Raw genomic sequence first — 21,150 nt, 5'->3', positions numbered from 1 at the left:
TGGTTGCCTTATTGATTGAGTTAAAAGCTCAAATTTTATAAGTTGGTTACTTTACAACCAGTGCATATGCACACAACTTGTGAAACGGTCAATAAGAGTGGTAAAAGTAATTATTTGCTATATAGACTCTGATCCTATTAAGATATATTTTGAATATTAAAATGCTTTCTGCCCAATGGTCCTAGGACTTTTGTGATAGACGGATTTCTATGACTTTTTGTCATGGTATTAATATTGATTATATCTAAAGCAAGTGTTGTGCGCAGGTATGCGTTTTTCACTTGCTTTTTTTGTTGTTGTTGCAAAATCAAAATCTATTAAGTTAGGAGATAGGAGAATGGGAAAAGCACTTATTATTGGCGCCGGCGGCGTGGCATCAGTAGCTATTCATAAATGTGTTCAAAACAGTGAGGTATTTGAAGAGATTTGTATTGCAAGCCGTACAAAATCAAAATGTGATGAATTAAAAGCGAAACTTGACGGCGGCAAAACTAAAATTACAACTGCACAAGTTGATGCAGATAACGTGGATGAGTTAATCGCATTAATTAATGAAGTAAAACCAGATATCGTTATGAACTTAGCATTACCATACCAAGACTTAACTATCATGGATGCTTGTCTTGCAACAAAGACTCACTACATGGATACGGCTAACTATGAGCCAGAAGATACAGCAAAATTCGAATACAAATGGCAGTGGGAATACCGTGAGCGCTTTGAAAAAGCTGGCATTACAGCTCTTTTAGGCAGCGGTTTCGACCCAGGTGTAACAGGTGTATTCTCTGCTTACGCGCTAAAACATTATTTTGATGAAATTGAATATATCGACATTCTTGACTGTAATGGCGGCGACCACGGCTATCCGTTCGCTACGAATTTCAACCCGGAAATCAATATCCGTGAAGTTTCTGCTAACGGACGTTATTGGGAAAACGGTGAATGGATTGAAACTGAGCCAATGGAAATCAAACGAGTTTATGACTTCGCTGAAGTGGGCGAAAAAGATATGTACTTGCTTTACCATGAAGAGCTTGAATCCCTTGCACAAAACATTCCTGGACTTAAGCGTATCCGTTTCTTCATGACATTTGGCCAAAGCTATATTACACACCTTAAGGCCCTTGAAAACGTTGGAATGACTTCTATCGAGCCAATCGAATTTGAAGGAAAACAAATCATTCCACTTCAGTTCTTGAAGGCAGTATTACCAGATCCAGCTTCCCTTGGACCACGTACAGTCGGAAAAACAAATATCGGCTGTATCTTCAAAGGGAAAAAGGATGGAAAAGATAAAACCTATTATGTATACAACGTTTGTGACCACCAAGAGTGCTATAGAGAAGTTGGCTCTCAAGCTATTTCCTATACAACAGGCGTACCTGCGATGATTGGTGCAGCGATGATCATGACTGGCAAATGGAATAAGCCAGGCGTATTCAATATTGAAGAGTTTGATCCAGATCCATTCATGGAAGAGTTAAATAAATGGGGTCTTCCATGGGTAGAAGACTTTAATCCTGTACTTGTGGATGCATTGCCAGAAGAAGCAGAAGAAAAAGAGCTGGAGCTAGTTCGATAAGATGCGGTTTGAAGAATTACCAACGCCTTGTTATGTAGTTGATGAAGGTCTTATAGAAAAAAATCTAAAAATCCTGAATGGCGTAATGCAGCGTACAGGAGCTAAGATTGTTTTGGCACAAAAAGCATTTTCTATGACAACCATGTATCCCCTCATTGGAGAATATTTGAGCGGTACAACAGCAAGCGGCCTGTTTGAGGCACGTTTGGGATACGAGGAAATGGGCAAAGAAAATCATGTCTTTGCCCCTGCCTACCGTGAAGATGAAATCGATGAAATCATCTCGATTTGCGATCATATTATCTTTAATTCCTTCTCACAGTTGGAAAAATTTAAAGATAAAGCTCTTCAAGCTGGCAGGAAAGTGGGCTTGCGCATCAATCCTGAGTGTTCAACACAAGTTGGCCATGAAATCTATGACCCATGTTCACCAGGTTCCAGATTTGGTGTAAAACAGGAAGATTTTCGTCCAGAATTACTTGATGGTGTTTCAGGACTGCATTTCCACACTCTTTGCCAGCAAAATTCTGACGATTTAGAGACGACTCTAAATGCAGTGGAAGAAAAGTTTGGCCAATGGCTTACGCAAATGGAATGGATCAACTTTGGCGGCGGCCACCATATTACGAGGGAAGATTATGATATCCCGAGACTTGAAGCATGCATTAAGAGAATGCAGGATAAATACGGATTAGAAGTTTATCTTGAGCCAGGAGAAGCCATTGCTCTCAATGCAGGATATCTAATCACTTCTGTACTTGATCTCCATAAAAACGGAATCGATATTGCCATTCTTGACACCTCCGCAACCTGTCATATGCCGGATGTGCTGGAAATGCCTTATCGTCCTCCTTTATTTGGATCAGGGGAAGCAGGAGAGAAGCCATTTACTTATCGCCTTGGCGGCCAAACCTGTCTTACAGGCGATGTGATCGGCGATTATTCGTTTGACCAGCCATTAAAGAGCGGCGACAGATTGGTTTTTGGAGATATGGCGATTTACTCCATGGTGAAAAACACCACGTTTAACGGCATGCCATTACCAGCGATTGCGGTACAAGATAAAGATGGCGATTGTAAGGTTGTTCGCGAGTTTGGCTATCAAGATTTTAAGGTAAGACTTGCTTAAGTGTAAAACCAGATTCTAGTTATAGAATCTGGTTTTTTTATAAAATTTTGTCCATAGAATTTTAACAATATTTTGACGCTTTAGTCTTCTAATGCGCTATAATATATAAAACTGGTAAAAAGAAGATGATATTTTGTTATTTAAGAGCCTCGAATTCAAAAATTCAACTGGACAAAAGATTAAAATCGTTGATATCCCTGTTGTGGATAAAAATAATCCCTATTTTTTCATGATGGAAGTTCGCCTGGAATCCTTTATTTTATCCCTTAATAAGAATCCTCAAGAAAAAAGCTGTTATTCCTTCCGTGATTACTTGAAGCCAAAAATGAGATGGCCTGATTTCAAAAAGTTATTCAGCCTTCATGAGTTTAAAAATAACGCTTAATATTCATTATATCCAGCGGTCCTTGCTGGATTTTTCTTTTTCCATTTCCTATCAGGCAATAAGATGAGTTATTTTCTGAAAAACGGTAATGAAAGATCATTAGTTAGAGAAAACTATCAGCATGTATTGAAATTTTCCTTTGGAGGTAGTGATGATGAAAGATCATCGGAAAAATACCGTGAATATTGTTTCGAATGAAGCTGTACGGGGCAAACCCTATCTTGATATTGACCGCGTCATTACGGAAAGTAAATCAGAACAATCGCAGGAAACTTATAATAAAACTACTTAAGAAATAGGGATGCTCCTTATTTTTTAGGCATCCCTTTAAACATCCACTTTTTGCTTTTTTCCAGTTCATCCTCCCAAATAAAACCGTACAATTTTTCTCTCATTTCACAAACTTTTGCGAGACTTTGATGAATTCTTTAACAGCAGGTGTACAATCCTTCATAGACTTTACAGCTAATCCGATATTACGAAAGGTTTCAGGCACAAGTTCAACAGTAGAAACATGCATAAACCAATTGGGTAATGTTAACTCCGGAATCACCGTTAGTCCAAGTCCTTCTTGGACCATTGAAATAATGGTTTGATTATCCTCTACCTCAAATACAATATTAGGCTTTAATCCATGGGATTGAAACCTCTCCTTGATCAACACCTCACAGCCTGCCTTAGGCATAATAAAGGGTTCATCGGATAGCTGTTCTATTGTTATGGTCTTATATTCATGCAAAGTGTGACCGCTTGGTAATAGCACAACCAATTTATCTTTTAAAAGAGGAATCGTCTCCACCCCTTTAACTGGCAGCGAAACAAAGCCAATGTCAATCACTCCATTTTCTACCCATGCAGTAATTTCGTCATAACTTCCCTCAACAAGTTCCAAATCAATTCCTTCATACCTGTTTTTGAAATAAGAGATGATGCCAGGCAATAATTTTGCTGAAGCGCTTGGAAAACTTCCTATTTTGATTTTACCCATTTCTATACCAAGAATCGCGGCCGTCTTTTGTTTAATTTGTTCCGACTGTGAAAGAATATTTCTCATATGTTCTATAATCCGCATTCCTGCATCCGTCAATGAAACTCCATTTCTTCCTCTATTTAAAAGAATAATCCCCAGCTCTGACTCCAAAGCCGAGATATTATGACTGACACCAGATTGAGTGAGTCCTAAAATGTCACCTGCCTTAGTAAAATTACCTGTGTCTACAACTTTCACAAAAACTTCATATTGAAAAAGTGTCATTGGAGGTCCCTCCTCTAAAAATACAAAATTTTGTTGAACTAATGGGCACTGATTGATCTTCAAGATAGATTTGCATGAGAATTTCTCATGTATTCAATTCATAATATTCATTTTACTTATACATAAGTAGTGCATATGATTAAAGTAGAACAAATCATATTCGAGGAGGAGAATCATGAAACAAATTCCGGTATATCATATTGATGCTTTTACGAATGTATCGTTTGGCGGAAATCCCGCTGGGGTTATTCCCAATGCAGAGGCCTTAACTGAGGAGGAAATGCAAAAAATTGCAAATGAATTAAATCTTCCAGAGTCAGCATTTTTATTGCCTTCTTCCCATCCTAATGCTGATTTTAAAGTAAAATATTTTACACCGCTTGAGGAAATTAATTTTTGCGGCCATGCAACAATAGGTCTTTCATGGTTACTTGCAACCAAATACAATTGGTTAAACAAAGCCGATCAGATTGTTTTTGAAACCAACGTAGGGTTGATTCCTGTAACATGGATAAAAGAAAACAATCAATTGATGAGTGTTTCTATGACCCAAGTCACTCCAAAGGTCGAAGAAATTGAAATTAATAAAGATACCCTCGCCCAACTGGTTGGGATTCAATCTACTGATTTAGATGAAAGGTATCCAATTAAACTAGGTTATACTGGAAACCGGCATCTCCTGGTTCCCGTTAAAACACGTAGAGCTATTGATTTAGCAGAGCCGCAACTTAAAAAGTTAGGCAGCATGAATCGGGAGCATCATATTTCAACCACACATTTATTTACCTTTGATACAAATGGAGAGTTTGATATTTATACGAGGGATTTCGCTCCTGGCATTGGAATAGATGAGGACCCTGTAACTGGTGCGGCCAACGGTGCTTTAGCCGGATATTTGGTTTTAGAAGGAATTCTTTCGAATAAGGAACCTCATCAGCTTAAAATAGGTCAGGGGCATGCCATCGGCAGGCCGGGTATATTATATGTAACGATTGGTTCGAAAAAAAATGAACCAGTGATTAAGGTGGCTGGATCAGCGGTCATAACAATTGAAGGGAAAATCAACATTTAATATGGATCCTATCTAAACTTTAGATACAACTTATTCACCCATATTCTAATTCTGAGGAGACCCTCACAATTGAGTCTTAAAAAAAGTGACTGTCTCCTCTATTATTACTATACCATATCGTTGGGAAGTGCCGTAACGACAACCTGCGTCCGGTCTTCACATCAAAATCCATGAGAACCGTCCCTCTGGCTTTCTTTTTGATGGATAAAATCCAAAAATTTAGAAACGCCCAATTTGTTGAAGCGGTGTTGTTTTTTAACCAGCCATAAATCCCTCATAATCTTTACTCCGATGATAACCACTTCTCGTAATGTCCCTTGTTCCAATTCTTTGGCAACCGTTAAACGCGGCAAGATGCTTATCCCAAGGCCAGCCTCTACAGCGCTTTTTATCGCTTGGGTACTCCCTAACTCCATATAACTTTCGATTTTATCCAAAATTCCCTTTTCCCTTAGCATATTTTCTACAATCAAACGCGTACCAGATATGGATTCACGCCAGATAACCCTTTCATTTGCCATTTCTTCGATGTCAATTTGCTCTCCCCATGTATGGTCAGGCGAACAAACGAGAATAAGCTCGTCAACGGCATATTTCTCGACCGTCAGATTACCGTTGTCCACGATTCCCTCCACCATGGCCAAGTCAATGACATCATTGGTTAAATCCTCTAAAATGCCAGGAGTATTTTTAATCGTCAAGGTCACTTTTATTTCAGGCATTTCCTTCTTGAAACGCCCTAGCAGGCTGGGTAATAAGTATTCCCCGATGGTAAAGGAAGCCCCAACATGGAGGGTGGTATTTTGCTCTCCTGTTGACTGTTTAATCACTTCACTGGAACGATAAAAATCGTTCACGATCGATTTGGCAAATGGATAGAGCAGTTTTCCGGCCTCTGTAACCCTCATCTTCCCTTCCGTTCGGTCGAATAACAATGTCCCATAATAATTTTCCAGTTGGTGGATTTGTCTCGTTACAGCTGGCTGTGTGACATAACTTAATCTGGCGGCTTGACTGATGCTTCCTTCATCCACTACCAAACAAAACATTTTCAAACTTTCTATGTTCACGAAACATTCTCCTCCTAGTATTTGGGGGTCAATATAAATTATGGTAACACATAAAGTGTAAAAATCAGATGCTATTACTGGGGTATAACAATTTATTATACCCTATAATTTTGTTGCAATTTATTCCCCTTGACGTATCTGATAACATAATAGATGTATGATAGATTCTATAAAATATTATTTTAATATAAAAAGATCGTACTAAGGGAGAAGGATAGATATGAAAGAAGAATGGGTCAAGCTGTTCCAACTTTTTTGGACCTTTTTTAAAATTGGCCCCGCTACATTTGGCGGTGGTTTTGCGATGATTCCATTAATAGAGCGGGAAATAGTAGAAAAGAAAAAATGGATAGATAGCGAAGACGTCACTGATTTGTTTGCCTTAGCACAATCTGTTCCAGGAGCAGTCGCCATCAATTCAGCATCCTTTATCGGACATAAAGTAGGCGGAGTCAAAGGGGCAATTGCAGCTATGATCGGTGTTTCGCTGCCTACCTTTTTAATTGTATTAACTCTGGGAATTTCTTATCTATTCATTCATGATAATCCGAAGATTGAAGCTGCTTTTGTTTCAATCAGAGCGACTATTTTAGCCATCATTGTTTATGCAGCTATTAAAACGATCAAAACATCCATTGTTGATAAAACGACGTTTTTTATCATGCTTATTGGCGTGCCGGCATTATTCTTCATTCATCCAGTCTTAGCCATTTTCCTTGGAGCTTTATCTGGAACGATTTCAATTTTTATTAAAAGAAAACTTGGCTATAAAATAACGAAAGGAAAAGACAAGGAAAAAGTTACAGCCTATACCAGCAATGATTATTTTATCGGAGACGGAATATAAATGGGGGGAGAACTAAATGGTTTTGTGGCAGCTGTTTAAAACATTTTTTTGGATCGGTTTAGTTTCTTTCGGCGGGGGATATGCAATGATTCCGATTATAAGCTCGGAAGTCACCCGCTTCGGATGGATTCCGGCAGAACAATTTACCAATTTAATTGCCATTTCAGGGATGTCACCTGGTCCAATTGCAACCAATAGCGCCATTTTAGTTGGGTATTCAACATCCGGAATAGCTGGTGCCATCATATCGGCTATTGCTATTTTAATTCCCTCAATTATATTGGTTATTCTAATCGCTTCATTTTTTAAAAGGATGCATGATAATCAATATGTTCAATCCATGTTCTACGGATTAAAGCCTATTGTTACTAGTTTAGTCATTTATGCCTCTATAAGTTTTGCACTATCAAATGACTTGCTTACTTTCAATATCTCATATCGTATGGTAAGTCTGCTGGTCATTTTTGGACTATCCTTATTTGTTTTAATTAAATACCGTTGGCATCCTCTTTATGTCATTATCCTTTCAGGATTAGTGGGTGTGGCCCTCTATAGTTAATATATAAAAAGCTAAGCAGTATATTATACTCTAATATCTCTTTTCAAAAAGAAAACACCCCTCCTAAGTCTGGTAGAGGTGTTTCTTAACTGCAATTTTGACGATTAGAGAATGTTATCCGATAATTGCGGCTGCCTATCAGACAATTGGAGCACGCTGTCCGCTACTTCTATGATTTGTAATAAGGCGGGATGCGAAGCCATTCATGCCGGTCTAAATATTGTTTCACCCTTAAACTTGCAGCCGTTTTTCTCATAATGATTTTTGAAAAAAGTAATCCGATATCTGCCCGGATTGATTCGGTCATTCCTTTGGCAGCATAATTGACCCCCATCGCGAGATTATAGGACATTAAATTAGCCAGTTCCTCATCATTTAATTTGGCTCCCTCTGGTATATCCCGATAGTCACCGACCGGCTTTACAGGGGTGGATGCAGGTAAAGGTATGCCTTCATTTGTGAGGAACTCTTTAAGTTCGTCCCTGATCGGGACATGAACGGTTTCCCTTATGTCCTTCAATAGTTGTTTTAATTCCGGATCTTGGGCAATGTTGTAACCGATTTCTTCATTCCGCATGGTCGTTACCGTACCTAAAAGAAAAAACCATAGGTTAGAAACCTCCATTACATTTAAAGGTCTTTTATCGCCATCCATAAATGGTTGAAACACATCATGAATAAGGTCAAATACTTTCATGTTTGAAATAACCCACCCAACTTTAGATTTATGGTGGTATTTTTACCATTTATAGCTAAAAGCATGCTAATTGAAATACTTTTTATATAACTTTTCAGCTGTACGCACAGCTAGTGCCTGTGTAGTAAGGGTTGGATTTACGCCGCCAAGGCCATTATAATGGACGCTGTTGTCAGCGATATATAACCGTCCTACTTGAATGGATTCACAATTCTCATCCACGACAAAGCCCATACGCATCGTACTCTCGATATGAATCATCATTCCTGCCGGCCAATCAGACCAAATGACTTTCTTGGCTCTCGCTTTTCGCAGCAAGTTAACAGCGATTTTCACGAGCTCGTTCCGCTTTTTACAGGAGTTTTTGACGGGTTTATAAACTATATCAGGGACAGGTCCATGTTCATCACTCAAAAATGGATCCAGCCTAACCCCGTTACGTTGGTCTACTTCATCGTCGGTACAGACTAAAATACTTAATGTTTTCCGATAGGCATCCATCACTTCCTTTAATTCATACCCGAACAGACGCCCCTTTACATCCCATGGGTCGTTCACACCAGGCTGGTTTAAGAAAGAATAGCCAGATTCACTCACCCCATAAAAGGATGCGGTTAATCCGGGGCTCATCCCAACCGTCTGTAATGCCCCAAGTCCGGGAATATCAAGCCTTGCCCCGCAAGTATTCCCAACAAAGGGATTAATTTCTGAATTTCCTAATATATGAAGCAGATCTTTTTCATCAAATAACCCGGTGACCCAGTCCATATAATGGTTAACCAGGCCTTTTCCTACCCATGGATTTTCAGGGAGCCCTGAATTTAACCACAGCCGTGGACTTTCAATGCTTCCTGCAGACATAATAATTGTTTCTGCTCTTAGCTCTTCCTCTTGGCCAGTCCATGTATCCCTAATCATGACCCCAATGGCCTGCATATTTTTGGCACCGCTCTTTTCTGTAAGTATTTTTAAGGCAAAGGTATTGGGCCTTATTCTGACATTTCCGGTTTGTAAAGCTAGCGGTACATAGCTGACATTGGTAGAGCGTTTGGCAATTTTATCGACAGATGGGCCATGAGGGCATCCGTTGATGCAATGCCCCGAAAGCGTGCACCCTTCCATCCAGGATAGTTGTTCATCGGAGATATAGGGGTTCATGATGTTTTCATTAGGAGGCAAAATTGCATTTGGCTGCGGCCGGTATCCCGGTTTTGTGACATCCAGTGTTTGAACCATCGGCCATCCTGCTTTCTTTGCTCCATAATAAAATAATTCTTCCTTGGCTGTCGTCGCGGCAAAGTTCACCGGCAATTCAGCTTCAACCTTTTCATAATAGGGAAGCAGTTCTCGATAGGAAATAGGCCACACTTGATCAATTGCCTCAGGATAAGCTCGGGGGCAATTAGCCGTATACACTTGTGTTGTTCCACCAACACCGGCGCATTGCCAAATCAACCCCTTTTGCTTGATGTTCCGAAACCATTGGGGACGGCTGCGGTCCGCCGGTCCCCATCGAAATCTGCCGGAGACCAAATCATTCATGTTCGTTTCAAACTTATTAAGTAATCTTTTATGGAGAAATACATCCAAATCTTGTGGTGACGAACTGAATGAAGCTCCGGGCTTTTGATTAGGATTGGGCCATTTTTTGTTTCCGTACCAAGGGCCTGCTTCAAGAACCAAAACCTTTATTCCCATACTCCCCAGTTCCTTCGCGATAACGGCCCCTCCACCGCCTGCTCCTATAACAATCACGTCTTGATTCTCCATTAGTCTTTCACCTTCTTATGAGGCATGATTGTTAAGAATCCACGAAAATCACGATACGCTTTTGATGTACCTGGATATTGGGTCTGGATCCATCCAGGCGGAAAGTATTCTACTCTTCTATATTCAGGTGAAAACAAACGTGTGGTTTCATATGCCGGCCATTCAGAATAATGACCATTCTGGGTAAGTTGATTAAGAACATCCATCATATTCCGAATAAGTCCTGGGTTATTTTTATAGGGAAGATTCAAGGCGTCAAGATTTATTTCAAGCTGCTCTATTAAAGTAATAGCTCTTAACCGGTCAATTGGAGATAACATTGTGAAGTGACCGCCTCCAGGAAATGCATATTGATTAAGGGGATACTGAATTTGCCCTGTCAGGATTAATTGTTCAGCCCCTTTGTCCAGCAATTCAGCCGTCGATTTAGACATGGAGCCATTCACTAAATTCAACTGTTTTTTTATTGGATAGGCAATCGAATGATCCAATATCCAAATGACATACTCATAAACATTAAATTCCAAAGCACCCGCCATTAAAATGTCCACATTTGATTTTGGAGCTGCTGGAATAATAGCTTGAACAAGTGCCTGAAAAGTAGACCTGGTATGCCTATTGCTTGCTCTCGTTATTTTTAGCACCCCCCAAATGATTTAAATACCTTTGCACATCCTAATCATATTTTGGGGTTTGTTTTTCTATGTTAGGAAGTAAGAAAATTTACTCATTTGTTAACCTTGAAGGTAATGAAATTTGACAGAAAATAAGCGGCTGGGGATCAACCACCAGCCGCATTTTTACCTATCTTTAACTATTCTGCTTTTTGTCTCTAAATACAGAACATAGCATTAAGATAAACAGAATACCTAAACAAACAAAAATACTCACTCGATTCTGCTCGCCGAAAGCAAATACCACACAACTTATACTTAACGCTAATGCAGTAAATGAGGTTACATATGGAAAGCCCCATACTTTAAAATGCGGCAGCTTTGTATAAGTTTTCCGAAGCTTCAGTTGTGCTAAACATATGCTGATCCACACCAATGATACCGTAAACCCCGGAATGGCCATCAAATACCCAAAAACACGGTCAGGTGAAAAGTACGCAACAAATGTCCCTCCAATAAGAATAATAGCGCTAAAGATAACACTATATAATGGAACACCGTTTTTAGAAACAAATGAAAACTGTTTCGGTGCTTCCCCTTCTGCAGCTAATGAATACAGCATTCGTGTACAGCCATAAATCCCTGAGTTTGCAGCAGACAAAACTGCTGTAATAAGGACGAAGTTCATAATGTGAGCTGATCCACCAAAGCCGACAGCGGATAACACTTGCACAAACGGGCTTGCTTGACTGCCGATTTCATCCCAAGGAATTAATCCGCAAATGATAAGGATTGGGAGCGTATAGAATATCACGATTCTCCATATTACTCCTTTAATCACTTTTGGCAATATCTTCTCTGCATCTTTCGTTTCGGTTAATGTCAATCCGATAAGTTCGGTACCGCCATATGAAAAAATGACGATTAGCAGTGCGGAAAACACTCCTGACCACCCATGCGGGAAAAATCCTTTATGCTGTACATAATTTTGCATATAGTCAGTTTCACTGCTCGGGATAAAACCTAACAAAATACCAGCGCCTAAAACAACGAACAAAACAATCATGGTAATTTTGATACCGGCAAACCAAAATTCAATCTCTCCGTAACGCTTTACATTCATTAGATTAATAGCCACTATGAAAAGAGCACTAATAAAGCTTAAGGACCATAAAGACAAAGAAGGGAACCAATACTGCAGAAAGCTCCCCGCTGCAATCACTTCAATGACACATACAACTAACCACATAAAACAGTACAGCCACCCGATCACAAAAGACACGTTCGTTCCAAATGCTTTATGAATAAAACCTTTCATATTTAGTCCAGGATAAGCTATGGCCATCTCCGCGATTGCCCCCATCACAACAAGAAGCAATAAACCTGCAAACAGATAAGAAAAAATGACGGCGGGCCCCGCTATTGATACTGTTTCAGCTGTCCCTTTAAAGATACCTGTTCCGATAGCTCCCCCGAGTGCCATCAAACGTATATGACGAGGCAATAAACTTTTTTGTAATTTCATCATGATTTGCTCCTTTATTTTTTTCCATAAAAAAGCCCCTACTGATTGTATCAGTAGGGACGATTATATCGCGGTACCACCCTAGTTGCAGACTCAGTCTGCCTCTCGACTTTGTTAACGATCATGTTTGACCGTCTTTCCCTTCATAAAGGTCGCCCTTTACTTCGAAAAAAATGCTCCGGGACCGAAATTCATCCTTATCTTTGTACTGATTTTCACCTTCCATCAGCTCTCTAAAACAGTGAGATAAGCATTACTTATATTCCCTTCATTGCTCAAATTATTTTTCAATTCATATGAAGAATTTACGCTCTACAGTAAGCATGCTTTGTATTATAGAGGCTGTATTAATATTCTGTCAATGATTTTAGAAATATTTATGAAAAGAGGCACCCAACATTAAGTTTGGGTGCCTCTTAAATTCAGTAATCAATAATATGATGCTTAAACAAACACATCTAAGATTAAAACCAGAATAAAGGCGACAAAAGAAAGGAGCGTTTCCATGACCGTCCAGGTCTTGAATGTTTCTTTAACCGTCAATCCCATATATTCTTTTACCAGCCAGAAACCGGCATCATTTACATGGGAAAGCATTAATGAACCTGCACCGGTAGCAATAACTAATAATTCCAGGTTAACACCTGACATATGCGCCACTACTGGAGAAACAATGCCGGCCGCTGTTGTTAATGCAACAGTTGCTGAACCAGTGGCGACACGGATTAATCCCGCAACTAAGAAGGCAAGGACAATCGGTGACAAAGACAATTGCTCGGACATTGCTGCAATAGCATTTCCGACACCGCTTTCAATTAAAATTTGCTTGAAGGCACCACCTGCTCCAATAATGAGAATGATAGATGCTAATGGCAGCAAACACTCTTCCGTTAATTTTTTAAGTAACATCTTGTCCATGCCCTGGCGGTAGCCCAAGAAGTAATACGCTGCAAAACATGAGATTAGAAGGGCAATAACTGGACTTCCAATAAACACCAGGAATTTTTCAATTGCACCTGGCAGTGAAAGATAGGGAGCAATAACAGTTAACAACATTAATAAAACAGGCAGCAAGATAATGAAAAACGAAATCCCTGTACTTGGCAATCCGCTTGACTTAGTCGCCACACGAATTAACTCTGGTTCCCCCTCAGGAGTAACTCGTTTATGAATAAATTTTGCAAATAAAGGTCCGGCAATAACGGCCGTAGGAAAAGCAATAATTAAGGAATAAAGCAGTACATGTCCTAGATTTGCATTATAAATGCCAATGGCCGTCATCGCACCCGGATGCGGAGGAACTAATCCATGAACAATCGACAATCCGGCAAGCACCGGGATACCAATTAACAAAATGTTTTGTTTCGTAGATTTGCGAATCGAAATAACTAAAGGCAGCAAGATTACTAGACCAACCTCAAAAAAGACAGGAATCCCAATAATAAAGCCAGATAGAAGCATCGCCCATGGCAGGTATTTCACACCGAATTTTTTGATAAAGAAATCAGCTACTTGCATGCCCGCACCTGAGTCGGACATCATTTTACCTAAAATCGTTCCCAGCGCTAAAATTCCAATCAAATGTCCAAGGACTGCGCCCACTCCCGTTTCATAGGCTGTGACAATTTTGTCCATTGGCACGCCAGAAAAAATCGCTAGGAATAAGCCGGCAACTGTTAAACTGATGAATGCATGCCATTTCCACCATGATACTCCTAAAATAACAATCACAATGGCTACTAACGTAATACCTATTAAATATAAACTCATCTTTTTCACACTCCCTAGGTAATCGCTTACATTATTTTCAAAAAAGCTGGTCACTGAATGGAATCATTATAAGTAACAATATAATTTTGCTTACCTGTATTATAGTAACCCTCGCTATACTCCAATACATTTCCTTCATCATCACTGGAACGACGAATCCTTTTTAAAACTGCTGTATCTTTTGCCAAATGCAATTTATCATTAACGTGACTTGGTGCAATCGAAACCGCAAACTCATCGCGGAATGATTCCAGTCGAATATTTTGCTCTTCTAAAAAACGGTACAACGATCCGATACGGACATCTTCTACTTCTTCCTCAGTCAAGTCCAATAGGATGTAATGAGTGAAATGAATATAGGGCTCGTTGTCCAATAAGTAGAGTCGTTCAATTTGAATACAATGTTCCCCAAATAAAGAATAAAGTTCGGATTCCGGAGACAATACAAGCCTCTTAATACTTAACACTTTTTTAGTGATGTGGTGGCCTTCTTCTACTAATAATTCTGTAAAGCGCTTCCCTTTTGAAAGTTTGGCAGTCGAAACATTCGCGATAACCTTTGTTCCTTTACCGCTTTTCTTCTCCAGATATCCCTCTTGAACTAATTCTTTAATGGCATTGCGTATCGTAATTTTGCTCACATTAAATTCTTCTTCTAATTGAGGCTCAGAGGGAATGTTCGTGTGAATCGCATAAACACCATGTAAAATACGATCCTTCAATATTTCTTTTATTTGTAAGTACATAGGTCCTTTTTTTCGATTCACATTCATTCCCTAATTCGCTCCTTCATCTCTTTATATCATCAATGGTTCCGGCCATGGCGGATAGGATCTCTGCCTCCGTCGACATCGGGGTATCGCCAACGATGGTGCAGGCAAGCATTCCTGCTGCTGCTGCAAATTGGACTGTTTTCTCTGGTGAAAATCCAGCCAGCTCGCCATGTAGAATCCCGCTTGTATACGCATCTCCGGCTCCAATTCGATCATATACGGAAAAAGAAATCTTTTCTGAGAAGTGTAACTGCCCATCTTTATACAAATATCCCCGTAAAGAATGGGTATTATCAGGATTAATCCCTCTGTGTGTTCCCGTAATTGTTTGAATATCAAATCGATTTGCCACCTTAGGAATGAGGTCCTTCAGCTGTTCCTCCCTAGAGTTTTCCGCTGTCTCCATTCCTAAAATATACATCGCATCTTTCTCGTTCATCATAACGATATCAGCCAAAGCAAGCATGTCTTCATAATGGGGTTTCGCTTCACCGTAACCCCCCTCCCATAAGGAAGGGCGGTAATTACAGTCGAAACAAACCAATCCGCCTTTTTCTTTTACCTTTTTAGCCAGCACTTTCATACTATCACGGACACCATCGGTCATGGCAAGCGTAATACCGCAAAAGTGAATGATATCTGCCTGTTCTGCAATCAAATCGAGATCATAATCCGAAATGTGAGCGGTATTAAAGCTGCTTTCTAGTCGATTCGTATAAGTAACCCTGCTTGCCCGCTGTCCAAAACCATTTTCTAAAAAATATAAGCCCAGATATTTTCCACCTCTGGAGATGAATCTCCGATTGATTCCCAATCGCTGTAAGAAGGAAATGGCTGCCTCACCTAATGGGTTTTCTGGCAATTTGGTTACAAGATAACCATCATAGCCTAGCTTGGTCATCGCAGAAGCAACGTTTACTCCCGTGCCTGAAAAAGAGTATTGTAATGTGTTAGCCTGAGTCAGCAATTCGTATCCTGGCACCTGCAAACGCATCATGACTTCCCCGAAAGCAACAATTTGTTTAGGCATGCTTTTCAACCAATTTTTTGGTAATCGCTAATAAGGTCCTCACATCTTCCGGATTTGTTTTTCCAGTTTCTTTATTGATAATAGAAGAATAAACGTGAGGGATAATTTTAGGCACTTTTGCTTCCAAGGCAATATCTAAAATGGTCTCAAAATTATCTAAATCAATTCCGCCAGTCGGCTCTAACGCAAACCCTTCTTCACCACAGGCCTTCGCAACGGCACGGAACTCTTCCTCATGCTTTAAGCCTTTCATTGGGAAGTATTTCAAGGCTTGTCCACCCATATCCCGGACTAACGCAATTGCCGCTTTGATGGGAACAATCGCCGTTTCATCTGCTGCCGCACTTACAGGACCGGTAGAAATATTTACATACCCTACTTTTCCTGTTGGAGATACTAAAGAGTTAATCCAGCTATCTTTCTCTCCTAAATTGGCACGAGTTGCACCAACCGCAGGAAACACCTGATTGATATGGCTTCCCGGATAGTATTTGGCGATTTCCGCTACGACTGCCGCTTGTTTATTATCCCCAGCGCCAAGGCCAATTGATACGGCTTCATCAATCACTAAACCGTATTCCTTCATTGCTGTAACGGCAGCCTCTACAGTAGGGTAATCCTTGGAAAGCACCCCAACTAGTACATGCCCTTCCGCCGCTTCAAAAACTTCAACAGCATTTTCAATGCTATTCGCTAGAACATTTAAGGCGACACGGTTCTGATAAAAACGTTTTTCAATGTTTGTCATTGTTTGCTTCCTCCTAAAATCGCTCTTAATTGCGCTTCAATTACGTAAATGTCGTCACCCTGTAATGGTCGTGGATCAAGATCGAAAAAGCCTTGGCGAATTCCGTAATCACGGGTATAAATTGCAATTTCACCATTTCTTAGTTTGTCATTTACTTCCTTCGCCGTAGTTTTCGTCACAGCCGGATCGATTTGAATGCGAGCTCTGAAAATGGCACGGCCGGCTTCGTCCTGTACAATTGTTACTCTTACACCGTCAATGGATTCAAGTGATTTAAGAACTTCCAGGCTGGCTTTTTCCTTTTCGCTATTGTCGGTTTTAACAAAATACTCATCCAATGCCTGCAATAAACCAAAGGTTGTTTCTTTGCCGACCTTCATGCTTCGTCCGATGCAGTGCAGTTGGACCTTTACCCAATCGATATATTTTTGTTTTCCGGCCACGATTCCAGACGTCGGACCTTCAATGGCTTTCGAGCCGCTGTAAATCGCTAAATCAGAAACTTGAACATATTTCTTTACATCTTCCTCTGCAGCTGCATCGACAATCAATGGGACATTGTTCGCTTGCGCCACTTCCCATGCTTCTTCCACCGAAATCATATTTTTTTGAACAGTGTGGTGGGATTTGACGTAAAGAATTGCTGCCGTATTTTCCGTAATGGCATCCGCAATGTGCTCCGCTTTGCCCTCATTGGCATAACCGACTTCCACTAATTTTCCGCTGCCGAGGAAAACCATCGTTTCCACTGGAGCACCGTATTGAACGTTATGGCCCTTCAGCATGATGATCTCATTTTTTTGAATTGTTTCTTGGTGAAGCCTTTCACTTCTTCTTCGATTTCCTTCTGTCACGATTGCCGCAACCGAAAGAGCGATTCCACTCGATGCCGAGTTCACGACAACGGCTGCCTCCGAATGAAGGAGCCCAGCGATATGCTGTCCTGCTTTATCGACTAAATCAGCGATTTCAACATAATTCTGCCCGCCTATTTTCATGGCTTCCATTACGGTATCTGTTGGAGCTGAAACACCTAAAATACTCATCCGGCCGCTTGCATTGATAACCCTCTTTAAGCCATATTTAGCATTCAATGTATTCTCCATTGATGACCACTCCTTTTACGACAATTTTCTGTTCCGCCGTACGTTCTTCTCCTTCAGAATCCATTAGCTTTGTTTCGGAATCCTCTATTGAAAACAGTGTGAGGTTTGCTAGACCTCCCGGAGAAATTCTTCCAAGTTCAGGCTTGTTTAACCACTCTGCTGCCTTAACCGTAACGGCATCAATGACCTCTTTTAAGGGATAGCCGAGATACAAAAATTTAGTAAGTACACTGGCCATATTATACACAGGACCGTGCAAGCGATTTTTGCGATAGATATCCGTGCTGATGGTATCGAAGTGAATATCATGCGCTTTCGCCTGCTCTGCCGTTTTGAAAGAGAAGCTGGCATTCCCATGGCCAACATCTAAATGTACTCCTCGTTTAATTGCATCCAGCAATTTCGGAAGAGGTTTTCCCGCTTTATCGAATAAATTGTTAGCCTTCCCATTTAAGAAATGGGTGATAATGTCCTTTTTTTCAAGCAAATCGAGGACTTCATTAATATCCGGTGGTCCGGAACCAATATGAACCATCAGCGGCAGCCCAGTGTCCTTTGAAAACTTCCTGGCCACTTTTAATGGTTCCACTCCATTTGGACCGACGACACTTTTACTAATCCTCGCTTTTAGTCCAACAATAAATTCTTTGTGTTCTGCTATCGCCTTTTTTAGCGCCTCTTCATCCAGCCAAGTAAGGTTGGATAGTTCATCGATTCGCTTTAGGCCAATTCGTGAAATATTTAAAAAGGCAAAAACATTCGTCTTCGACTTTTTACAGCTGTTAATTAGTTCAGGCAACTGATCAGCGCCGGTGCTTCCAGCATCCACAATTGTTGTTACTCCTGTTTTATAGCCAATCTCATCAACATCATCACCATACGGATCAAACTCTGGAAAGGCATGGACATGCATATCAATCCAGCCGCTGGAAACTATTACTTTATGCTTAAAGTCAATAACATTCCCGCTGCTTCCAGTTCCCGCTGGAACAATATTTTGGATTTTTTTATTTTCTACGATGATGTCAACAGAATTGCCATCAACTAGTTTTACATTTTGTAATACGTAACATTCTTGCATTTCCCTCATCCTTTTCGGTAAACCTAATAAAATGGGTACTTGTATTCGGTTTCATCTACCTCTTTTTTTCTTACACGATTAGGTTACCACGTATTTTTACTTTGGTCAATATAACGTTATAATGTTTGTAGATTATATTGTAACTCTTTAAGGATCTTTTCTAATTTATTACTTCTCGAAAAAAACAATGCAAGCACAAAAATGCCCCAAAAAGTTAATTTTGGGGCATTTTATATTCGCAATTCCTAACCATTATTTTCCTTTTTTTAAAATCACAGAATGATAGCTATTAAACAATTTTAATGACAAATTCTTGGTGAATTCTTGTGCTTCATGAATAAACGCAGTTATGGCTGGGTTCGTATATTCTGTTGAACGCACCTCAAGCCCTAAGTTTTGATACACTTGCGGATTTAAATAGGAAGCAGTGACTTTGGATAGGGTTGAAGGAATGGCCAACTCCGGAAGAATTGTATTTCCAACCCCTACTTGAACCATAGCCATGATTGTGGCGATGTCACTTACTTCGAAATGAGTATTAGGAGATAACCCTTGTTCTTTAAAAATGTCTCGAATGATATGACTGCATTCTTTTGGCATGATGAAGGGTTCACCAGCGATAGCCTTTACCTCAATATAGGATTGGTGACTCAACGGGTGGTTTTCCGGTACAAAAACCACCATCTTATCCTGCAGCAAAGGAATAAATTCGAATTCACTCTTCTCTTCTGTGACCACGCCAACATCTACGGCTGATAATTTAAGCCAATTTTTTACTTCTTCATAACTCCCTTCATATAAAACAACTTCTACACCGGGAAACCGTTTTTTAAAAGAGCTAATCATCCCTGGCAATAGTTTAGCGGACATGCCTGAAATACTCCCGATTCTAATCGTCCCTGTTTCAAGTTCTGTGATTCCGGTTGCTTCATTGATAATTTTTGTTTTAATCGTAATTAAATCCCTGATCAGGCTCGTGATACGTTCGCCTACTTTTGTTAAGCTGACTCCGTTCCTGTGCCGGTTCAATAATTTGATGTTCAGCTCTGATTCCAACGCTGCTACGGCTTGACTGACAGCCGATTGCGACAGACCGATTTGCTCGCCAGCTTTTGTAAAACTTTTCGTTTCGACTACCTTTAAGAAAACCTCTAATTGAAATAAGGTCATGTGGCACCTCTTTAAGATGTATTAGTTTTTACTAATACTTAATATTGAAAGTATTAATTTTACTTATACCACAACCCGTCATATACTACAATCAAACGATAAGAAAGGTGATGAAGTTCATGAGTATTTTACAGGCTGAGGGACAGGACATTCTGAAGGAAATTCAAACAAGCAAGTCTGTGCTAGTTGATTGCTGGGCCCCGTGGTGTCCGCCATGCAGATTGATCGGAGCCGTTTTGGAGGAAATCGATCTAGATTTTGATTTGAAAATTGTCAAAGTGAATGCGGATGAAAATCCCGAGTTTATCAGCGAGTTTCAGGTATTGGGATTACCAACCTTATTGCTTTTTCAAGATGGCGAGCTTGTGGGGAGAATAACGGGTTTTCGACCTAAAGATACGCTTGTTGAGACCTTAAAGGATTATGGATTAATAGAGTCATGAGTGCTTCTGAATAAGATGGTTAAGACCAAGAAAATTTTTTTTAAATGCCCGTCACTATCGTTTTTTCGGTAGGGCGGGCATTTGAACACTCTCCTAACGCCCTTCTCCTCCACTTTTGAGACGGGACGGGCATTAGAAACCTCTCCTAATTCCCCTCTCCTCCACTTTTGAGGAGGGACGGGCATTAGAAACCTCTCCTATTCCCCTCTCCTTCACTTTTACAACCGGACGGGCATTAGAAACCTCTCTTAATTCCCTTCTTCTCCCTTTTTATTGCCGGACGGGCATTAGAAACCTATCCTAATTCCCCTCTCCTCCACTTTTGAGACAGGATGGGCATTAGAAACCTATCCTAATTCCCCTCTACTCCACTTTTACAACCGGACGGGCATTAGAAACCTCTCTTAATTCCCTTCTTCTCCCTTTTTATTGCCGGATGGGCATTAGAAACCTCTCTTAATTTACAACCGGACATGCATTAAGATGATCAGAAATCACCGGAAACACCATTTACGTAACAACTT

The 21,150-nt window shown here is 40.2% G+C and carries 21 protein-coding genes and 1 other annotated feature; of the genes, 8 read left to right on the top strand and 13 right to left on the bottom strand.

Annotated features, from left to right (window positions below):
* The first annotated feature begins 337 nt into the window (after positions 1 to 337).
* The 4 genes from LC455_RS05395 (at position 338) to LC455_RS05380 (ending at position 3,388) form a co-directional block, all read left to right on the top strand.
* The gene (locus LC455_RS05395) at positions 338 to 1,582 is read left to right on the top strand and encodes a saccharopine dehydrogenase family protein (protein ID WP_223588863.1); all 1,245 of its coding nucleotides are present in this window, start codon (positions 338 to 340) and stop codon (positions 1,580 to 1,582) included.
* A gap of 1 nt (position 1,583) precedes the next feature.
* Entirely contained in the window at positions 1,584 to 2,711 is a 1,128-nt protein-coding gene (gene nspC / locus LC455_RS05390; RefSeq protein WP_223588861.1) for a carboxynorspermidine decarboxylase, read from the top strand.
* Between the two features lie 133 nt (positions 2,712 to 2,844).
* Positions 2,845 to 3,096 carry a DUF2535 family protein gene (locus LC455_RS05385; protein WP_223588859.1) on the top strand — a complete coding sequence of 84 codons (252 nt, stop codon included), beginning with the start codon at positions 2,845 to 2,847 and terminating at the stop codon, positions 3,094 to 3,096.
* 151 nt (positions 3,097 to 3,247) lie between these two features.
* On the top strand, positions 3,248 to 3,388 hold the full coding sequence (locus LC455_RS05380) for a hypothetical protein (protein WP_223588858.1): 141 nt from the start codon (positions 3,248 to 3,250) through the stop codon (positions 3,386 to 3,388).
* A gap of 99 nt (positions 3,389 to 3,487) precedes the next feature.
* Here the strand turns inward: LC455_RS05380 and LC455_RS05375 are convergent, their stop codons facing one another.
* Positions 3,488 to 4,351 (bottom strand): LysR family transcriptional regulator, encoded by an 864-nt coding sequence (locus LC455_RS05375; protein ID WP_223588857.1) that lies wholly within the window; start codon positions 4,349 to 4,351, stop codon positions 3,488 to 3,490.
* 175 nt (positions 4,352 to 4,526) lie between these two features.
* On the opposite strand from LC455_RS05375, the gene LC455_RS05370 reads away from it, so the two are divergent.
* Positions 4,527 to 5,423, top strand: a complete 897-nt coding sequence (locus tag LC455_RS05370; protein ID WP_223588855.1) for a PhzF family phenazine biosynthesis protein — start codon at positions 4,527 to 4,529, stop codon at positions 5,421 to 5,423.
* A 161-nt stretch (positions 5,424 to 5,584) separates the two neighbouring features.
* Here LC455_RS05370 and LC455_RS05365 read toward each other — a convergent pair whose 3' ends face one another.
* Positions 5,585 to 6,493 (bottom strand): LysR family transcriptional regulator, encoded by a 909-nt coding sequence (locus LC455_RS05365; RefSeq protein ID WP_223588853.1) that lies wholly within the window; start codon positions 6,491 to 6,493, stop codon positions 5,585 to 5,587.
* 220 nt (positions 6,494 to 6,713) lie between these two features.
* Here LC455_RS05365 and LC455_RS05360 point away from each other — a divergent pair, with 220 nt between their 5' ends.
* The gene (locus LC455_RS05360) at positions 6,714 to 7,340 is read left to right on the top strand and encodes a chromate transporter (RefSeq protein WP_223588852.1); all 627 of its coding nucleotides are present in this window, start codon (positions 6,714 to 6,716) and stop codon (positions 7,338 to 7,340) included.
* 16 nt (positions 7,341 to 7,356) lie between these two features.
* Positions 7,357 to 7,899 carry a chromate transporter gene (locus tag LC455_RS05355; protein ID WP_223588850.1) on the top strand — a complete coding sequence of 181 codons (543 nt, stop codon included), beginning with the start codon at positions 7,357 to 7,359 and terminating at the stop codon, positions 7,897 to 7,899.
* A gap of 169 nt (positions 7,900 to 8,068) precedes the next feature.
* Here the strand turns inward: LC455_RS05355 and LC455_RS05350 are convergent, their stop codons facing one another.
* The 11 genes from LC455_RS05350 to LC455_RS05300 all read right to left on the bottom strand — a co-directional run bounded on the left by LC455_RS05350 (position 8,069) and on the right by LC455_RS05300 (position 20,183).
* Positions 8,069 to 8,596 carry a DUF3231 family protein gene (locus LC455_RS05350; protein ID WP_223588848.1) on the bottom strand — a complete coding sequence of 176 codons (528 nt, stop codon included), beginning with the start codon at positions 8,594 to 8,596 and terminating at the stop codon, positions 8,069 to 8,071.
* Positions 8,597 to 8,662: 66 nt separating this feature from the next.
* Complete coding sequence (locus LC455_RS05345) at positions 8,663 to 10,366, bottom strand: GMC family oxidoreductase N-terminal domain-containing protein (protein WP_223588846.1); 1,704 nt, start codon at positions 10,364 to 10,366, stop codon at positions 8,663 to 8,665.
* Complete coding sequence (locus tag LC455_RS05340; protein ID WP_223588845.1) at positions 10,366 to 11,010, bottom strand: hypothetical protein; 645 nt, start codon at positions 11,008 to 11,010, stop codon at positions 10,366 to 10,368. Before LC455_RS05340 ends, LC455_RS05345 begins: the two co-directional genes overlap by 1 nt.
* A gap of 166 nt (positions 11,011 to 11,176) precedes the next feature.
* Positions 11,177 to 12,505, bottom strand: coding sequence for an amino acid permease (locus LC455_RS05335; RefSeq protein WP_223589818.1), 1,329 nt, complete (start codon positions 12,503 to 12,505; stop codon positions 11,177 to 11,179).
* 52 nt (positions 12,506 to 12,557) lie between these two features.
* Positions 12,558 to 12,786: a binding site (T-box leader), on the bottom strand.
* Positions 12,787 to 12,949: 163 nt separating this feature from the next.
* Positions 12,950 to 14,275: a GntT/GntP/DsdX family permease gene (locus tag LC455_RS05330; protein WP_223588843.1), complete on the bottom strand. Its 1,326-nt coding sequence runs from the start codon at positions 14,273 to 14,275 to the stop codon at positions 12,950 to 12,952.
* 50 nt (positions 14,276 to 14,325) lie between these two features.
* On the bottom strand, positions 14,326 to 15,048 hold the full coding sequence (locus LC455_RS05325; protein WP_223588841.1) for a GntR family transcriptional regulator: 723 nt from the start codon (positions 15,046 to 15,048) through the stop codon (positions 14,326 to 14,328).
* Between the two features lie 16 nt (positions 15,049 to 15,064).
* A complete protein-coding gene (locus LC455_RS05320; RefSeq protein WP_223588840.1) occupies positions 15,065 to 16,078 on the bottom strand; it encodes a sugar kinase in 1,014 nt (337 codons plus the stop codon).
* On the bottom strand, positions 16,071 to 16,826 hold the full coding sequence (gene dagF, locus LC455_RS05315) for a 2-dehydro-3-deoxy-phosphogluconate aldolase (protein WP_223588838.1): 756 nt from the start codon (positions 16,824 to 16,826) through the stop codon (positions 16,071 to 16,073). The genes LC455_RS05320 and dagF overlap by 8 nt, the downstream gene beginning before the upstream one ends.
* Entirely contained in the window at positions 16,823 to 17,932 is a 1,110-nt protein-coding gene (locus tag LC455_RS05310) for a DgaE family pyridoxal phosphate-dependent ammonia lyase (protein ID WP_223588835.1), read from the bottom strand. The genes dagF and LC455_RS05310 overlap by 4 nt, the downstream gene beginning before the upstream one ends.
* Positions 17,910 to 19,013, bottom strand: coding sequence for an amidohydrolase/deacetylase family metallohydrolase (locus LC455_RS05305; RefSeq protein ID WP_223588833.1), 1,104 nt, complete (start codon positions 19,011 to 19,013; stop codon positions 17,910 to 17,912). Before LC455_RS05305 ends, LC455_RS05310 begins: the two co-directional genes overlap by 23 nt.
* Positions 19,014 to 19,265: 252 nt before the next feature.
* Positions 19,266 to 20,183, bottom strand: a complete 918-nt coding sequence (locus LC455_RS05300; RefSeq protein WP_223588831.1) for a LysR family transcriptional regulator — start codon at positions 20,181 to 20,183, stop codon at positions 19,266 to 19,268.
* A gap of 119 nt (positions 20,184 to 20,302) precedes the next feature.
* Between LC455_RS05300 and LC455_RS05295 the strand changes: the two genes are divergently transcribed.
* A complete protein-coding gene (locus tag LC455_RS05295) occupies positions 20,303 to 20,626 on the top strand; it encodes a thioredoxin family protein (RefSeq protein WP_223588829.1) in 324 nt (107 codons plus the stop codon).
* Positions 20,627 to 21,150: the final 524 nt, after the last annotated feature.

The sequence above is a fragment of the Neobacillus bataviensis genome (assembly GCF_019969725.1).
The sequence above is the reverse complement of the archived record's forward strand: the minus strand, read 5'-3'. Positions and strand labels throughout refer to the sequence as shown.

Excerpts from the sequence above, each read along its gene's own strand:
- LC455_RS05395 (WP_223588863.1), top strand. The coding sequence starts at position 338 with ATGGGAAAAGCACTTATTATTGGCGCCGGCGGCGTGGCATCAGTAGCT.
- nspC (WP_223588861.1), top strand. The coding sequence starts at position 1,584 with ATGCGGTTTGAAGAATTACCAACGCCTTGTTATGTAGTTGATGAAGGT.
- LC455_RS05380 (WP_223588858.1), top strand. The coding sequence starts at position 3,248 with ATGATGAAAGATCATCGGAAAAATACCGTGAATATTGTTTCGAATGAA.
- LC455_RS05375 (WP_223588857.1), bottom strand. The coding sequence starts at position 4,351 with ATGACACTTTTTCAATATGAAGTTTTTGTGAAAGTTGTAGACACAGGT.
- LC455_RS05370 (WP_223588855.1), top strand. The coding sequence starts at position 4,527 with ATGAAACAAATTCCGGTATATCATATTGATGCTTTTACGAATGTATCG.
- LC455_RS05360 (WP_223588852.1), top strand. The coding sequence starts at position 6,714 with ATGAAAGAAGAATGGGTCAAGCTGTTCCAACTTTTTTGGACCTTTTTT.
- LC455_RS05355 (WP_223588850.1), top strand. The coding sequence starts at position 7,357 with ATGGTTTTGTGGCAGCTGTTTAAAACATTTTTTTGGATCGGTTTAGTT.
- LC455_RS05350 (WP_223588848.1), bottom strand. The coding sequence starts at position 8,596 with ATGAAAGTATTTGACCTTATTCATGATGTGTTTCAACCATTTATGGAT.
- LC455_RS05345 (WP_223588846.1), bottom strand. The coding sequence starts at position 10,366 with ATGGAGAATCAAGACGTGATTGTTATAGGAGCAGGCGGTGGAGGGGCC.
- LC455_RS05335 (WP_223589818.1), bottom strand. The coding sequence starts at position 12,505 with ATGAAATTACAAAAAAGTTTATTGCCTCGTCATATACGTTTGATGGCA.
- LC455_RS05330 (WP_223588843.1), bottom strand. The coding sequence starts at position 14,275 with ATGAGTTTATATTTAATAGGTATTACGTTAGTAGCCATTGTGATTGTT.
- LC455_RS05325 (WP_223588841.1), bottom strand. The coding sequence starts at position 15,048 with ATGAATGTGAATCGAAAAAAAGGACCTATGTACTTACAAATAAAAGAA.
- LC455_RS05320 (WP_223588840.1), bottom strand. The coding sequence starts at position 16,078 with ATGCCTAAACAAATTGTTGCTTTCGGGGAAGTCATGATGCGTTTGCAG.
- dagF (WP_223588838.1), bottom strand. The coding sequence starts at position 16,826 with ATGACAAACATTGAAAAACGTTTTTATCAGAACCGTGTCGCCTTAAAT.
- LC455_RS05310 (WP_223588835.1), bottom strand. The coding sequence starts at position 17,932 with ATGGAGAATACATTGAATGCTAAATATGGCTTAAAGAGGGTTATCAAT.
- LC455_RS05305 (WP_223588833.1), bottom strand. The coding sequence starts at position 19,013 with ATGCAAGAATGTTACGTATTACAAAATGTAAAACTAGTTGATGGCAAT.
- LC455_RS05300 (WP_223588831.1), bottom strand. The coding sequence starts at position 20,183 with ATGACCTTATTTCAATTAGAGGTTTTCTTAAAGGTAGTCGAAACGAAA.
- LC455_RS05295 (WP_223588829.1), top strand. The coding sequence starts at position 20,303 with ATGAGTATTTTACAGGCTGAGGGACAGGACATTCTGAAGGAAATTCAA.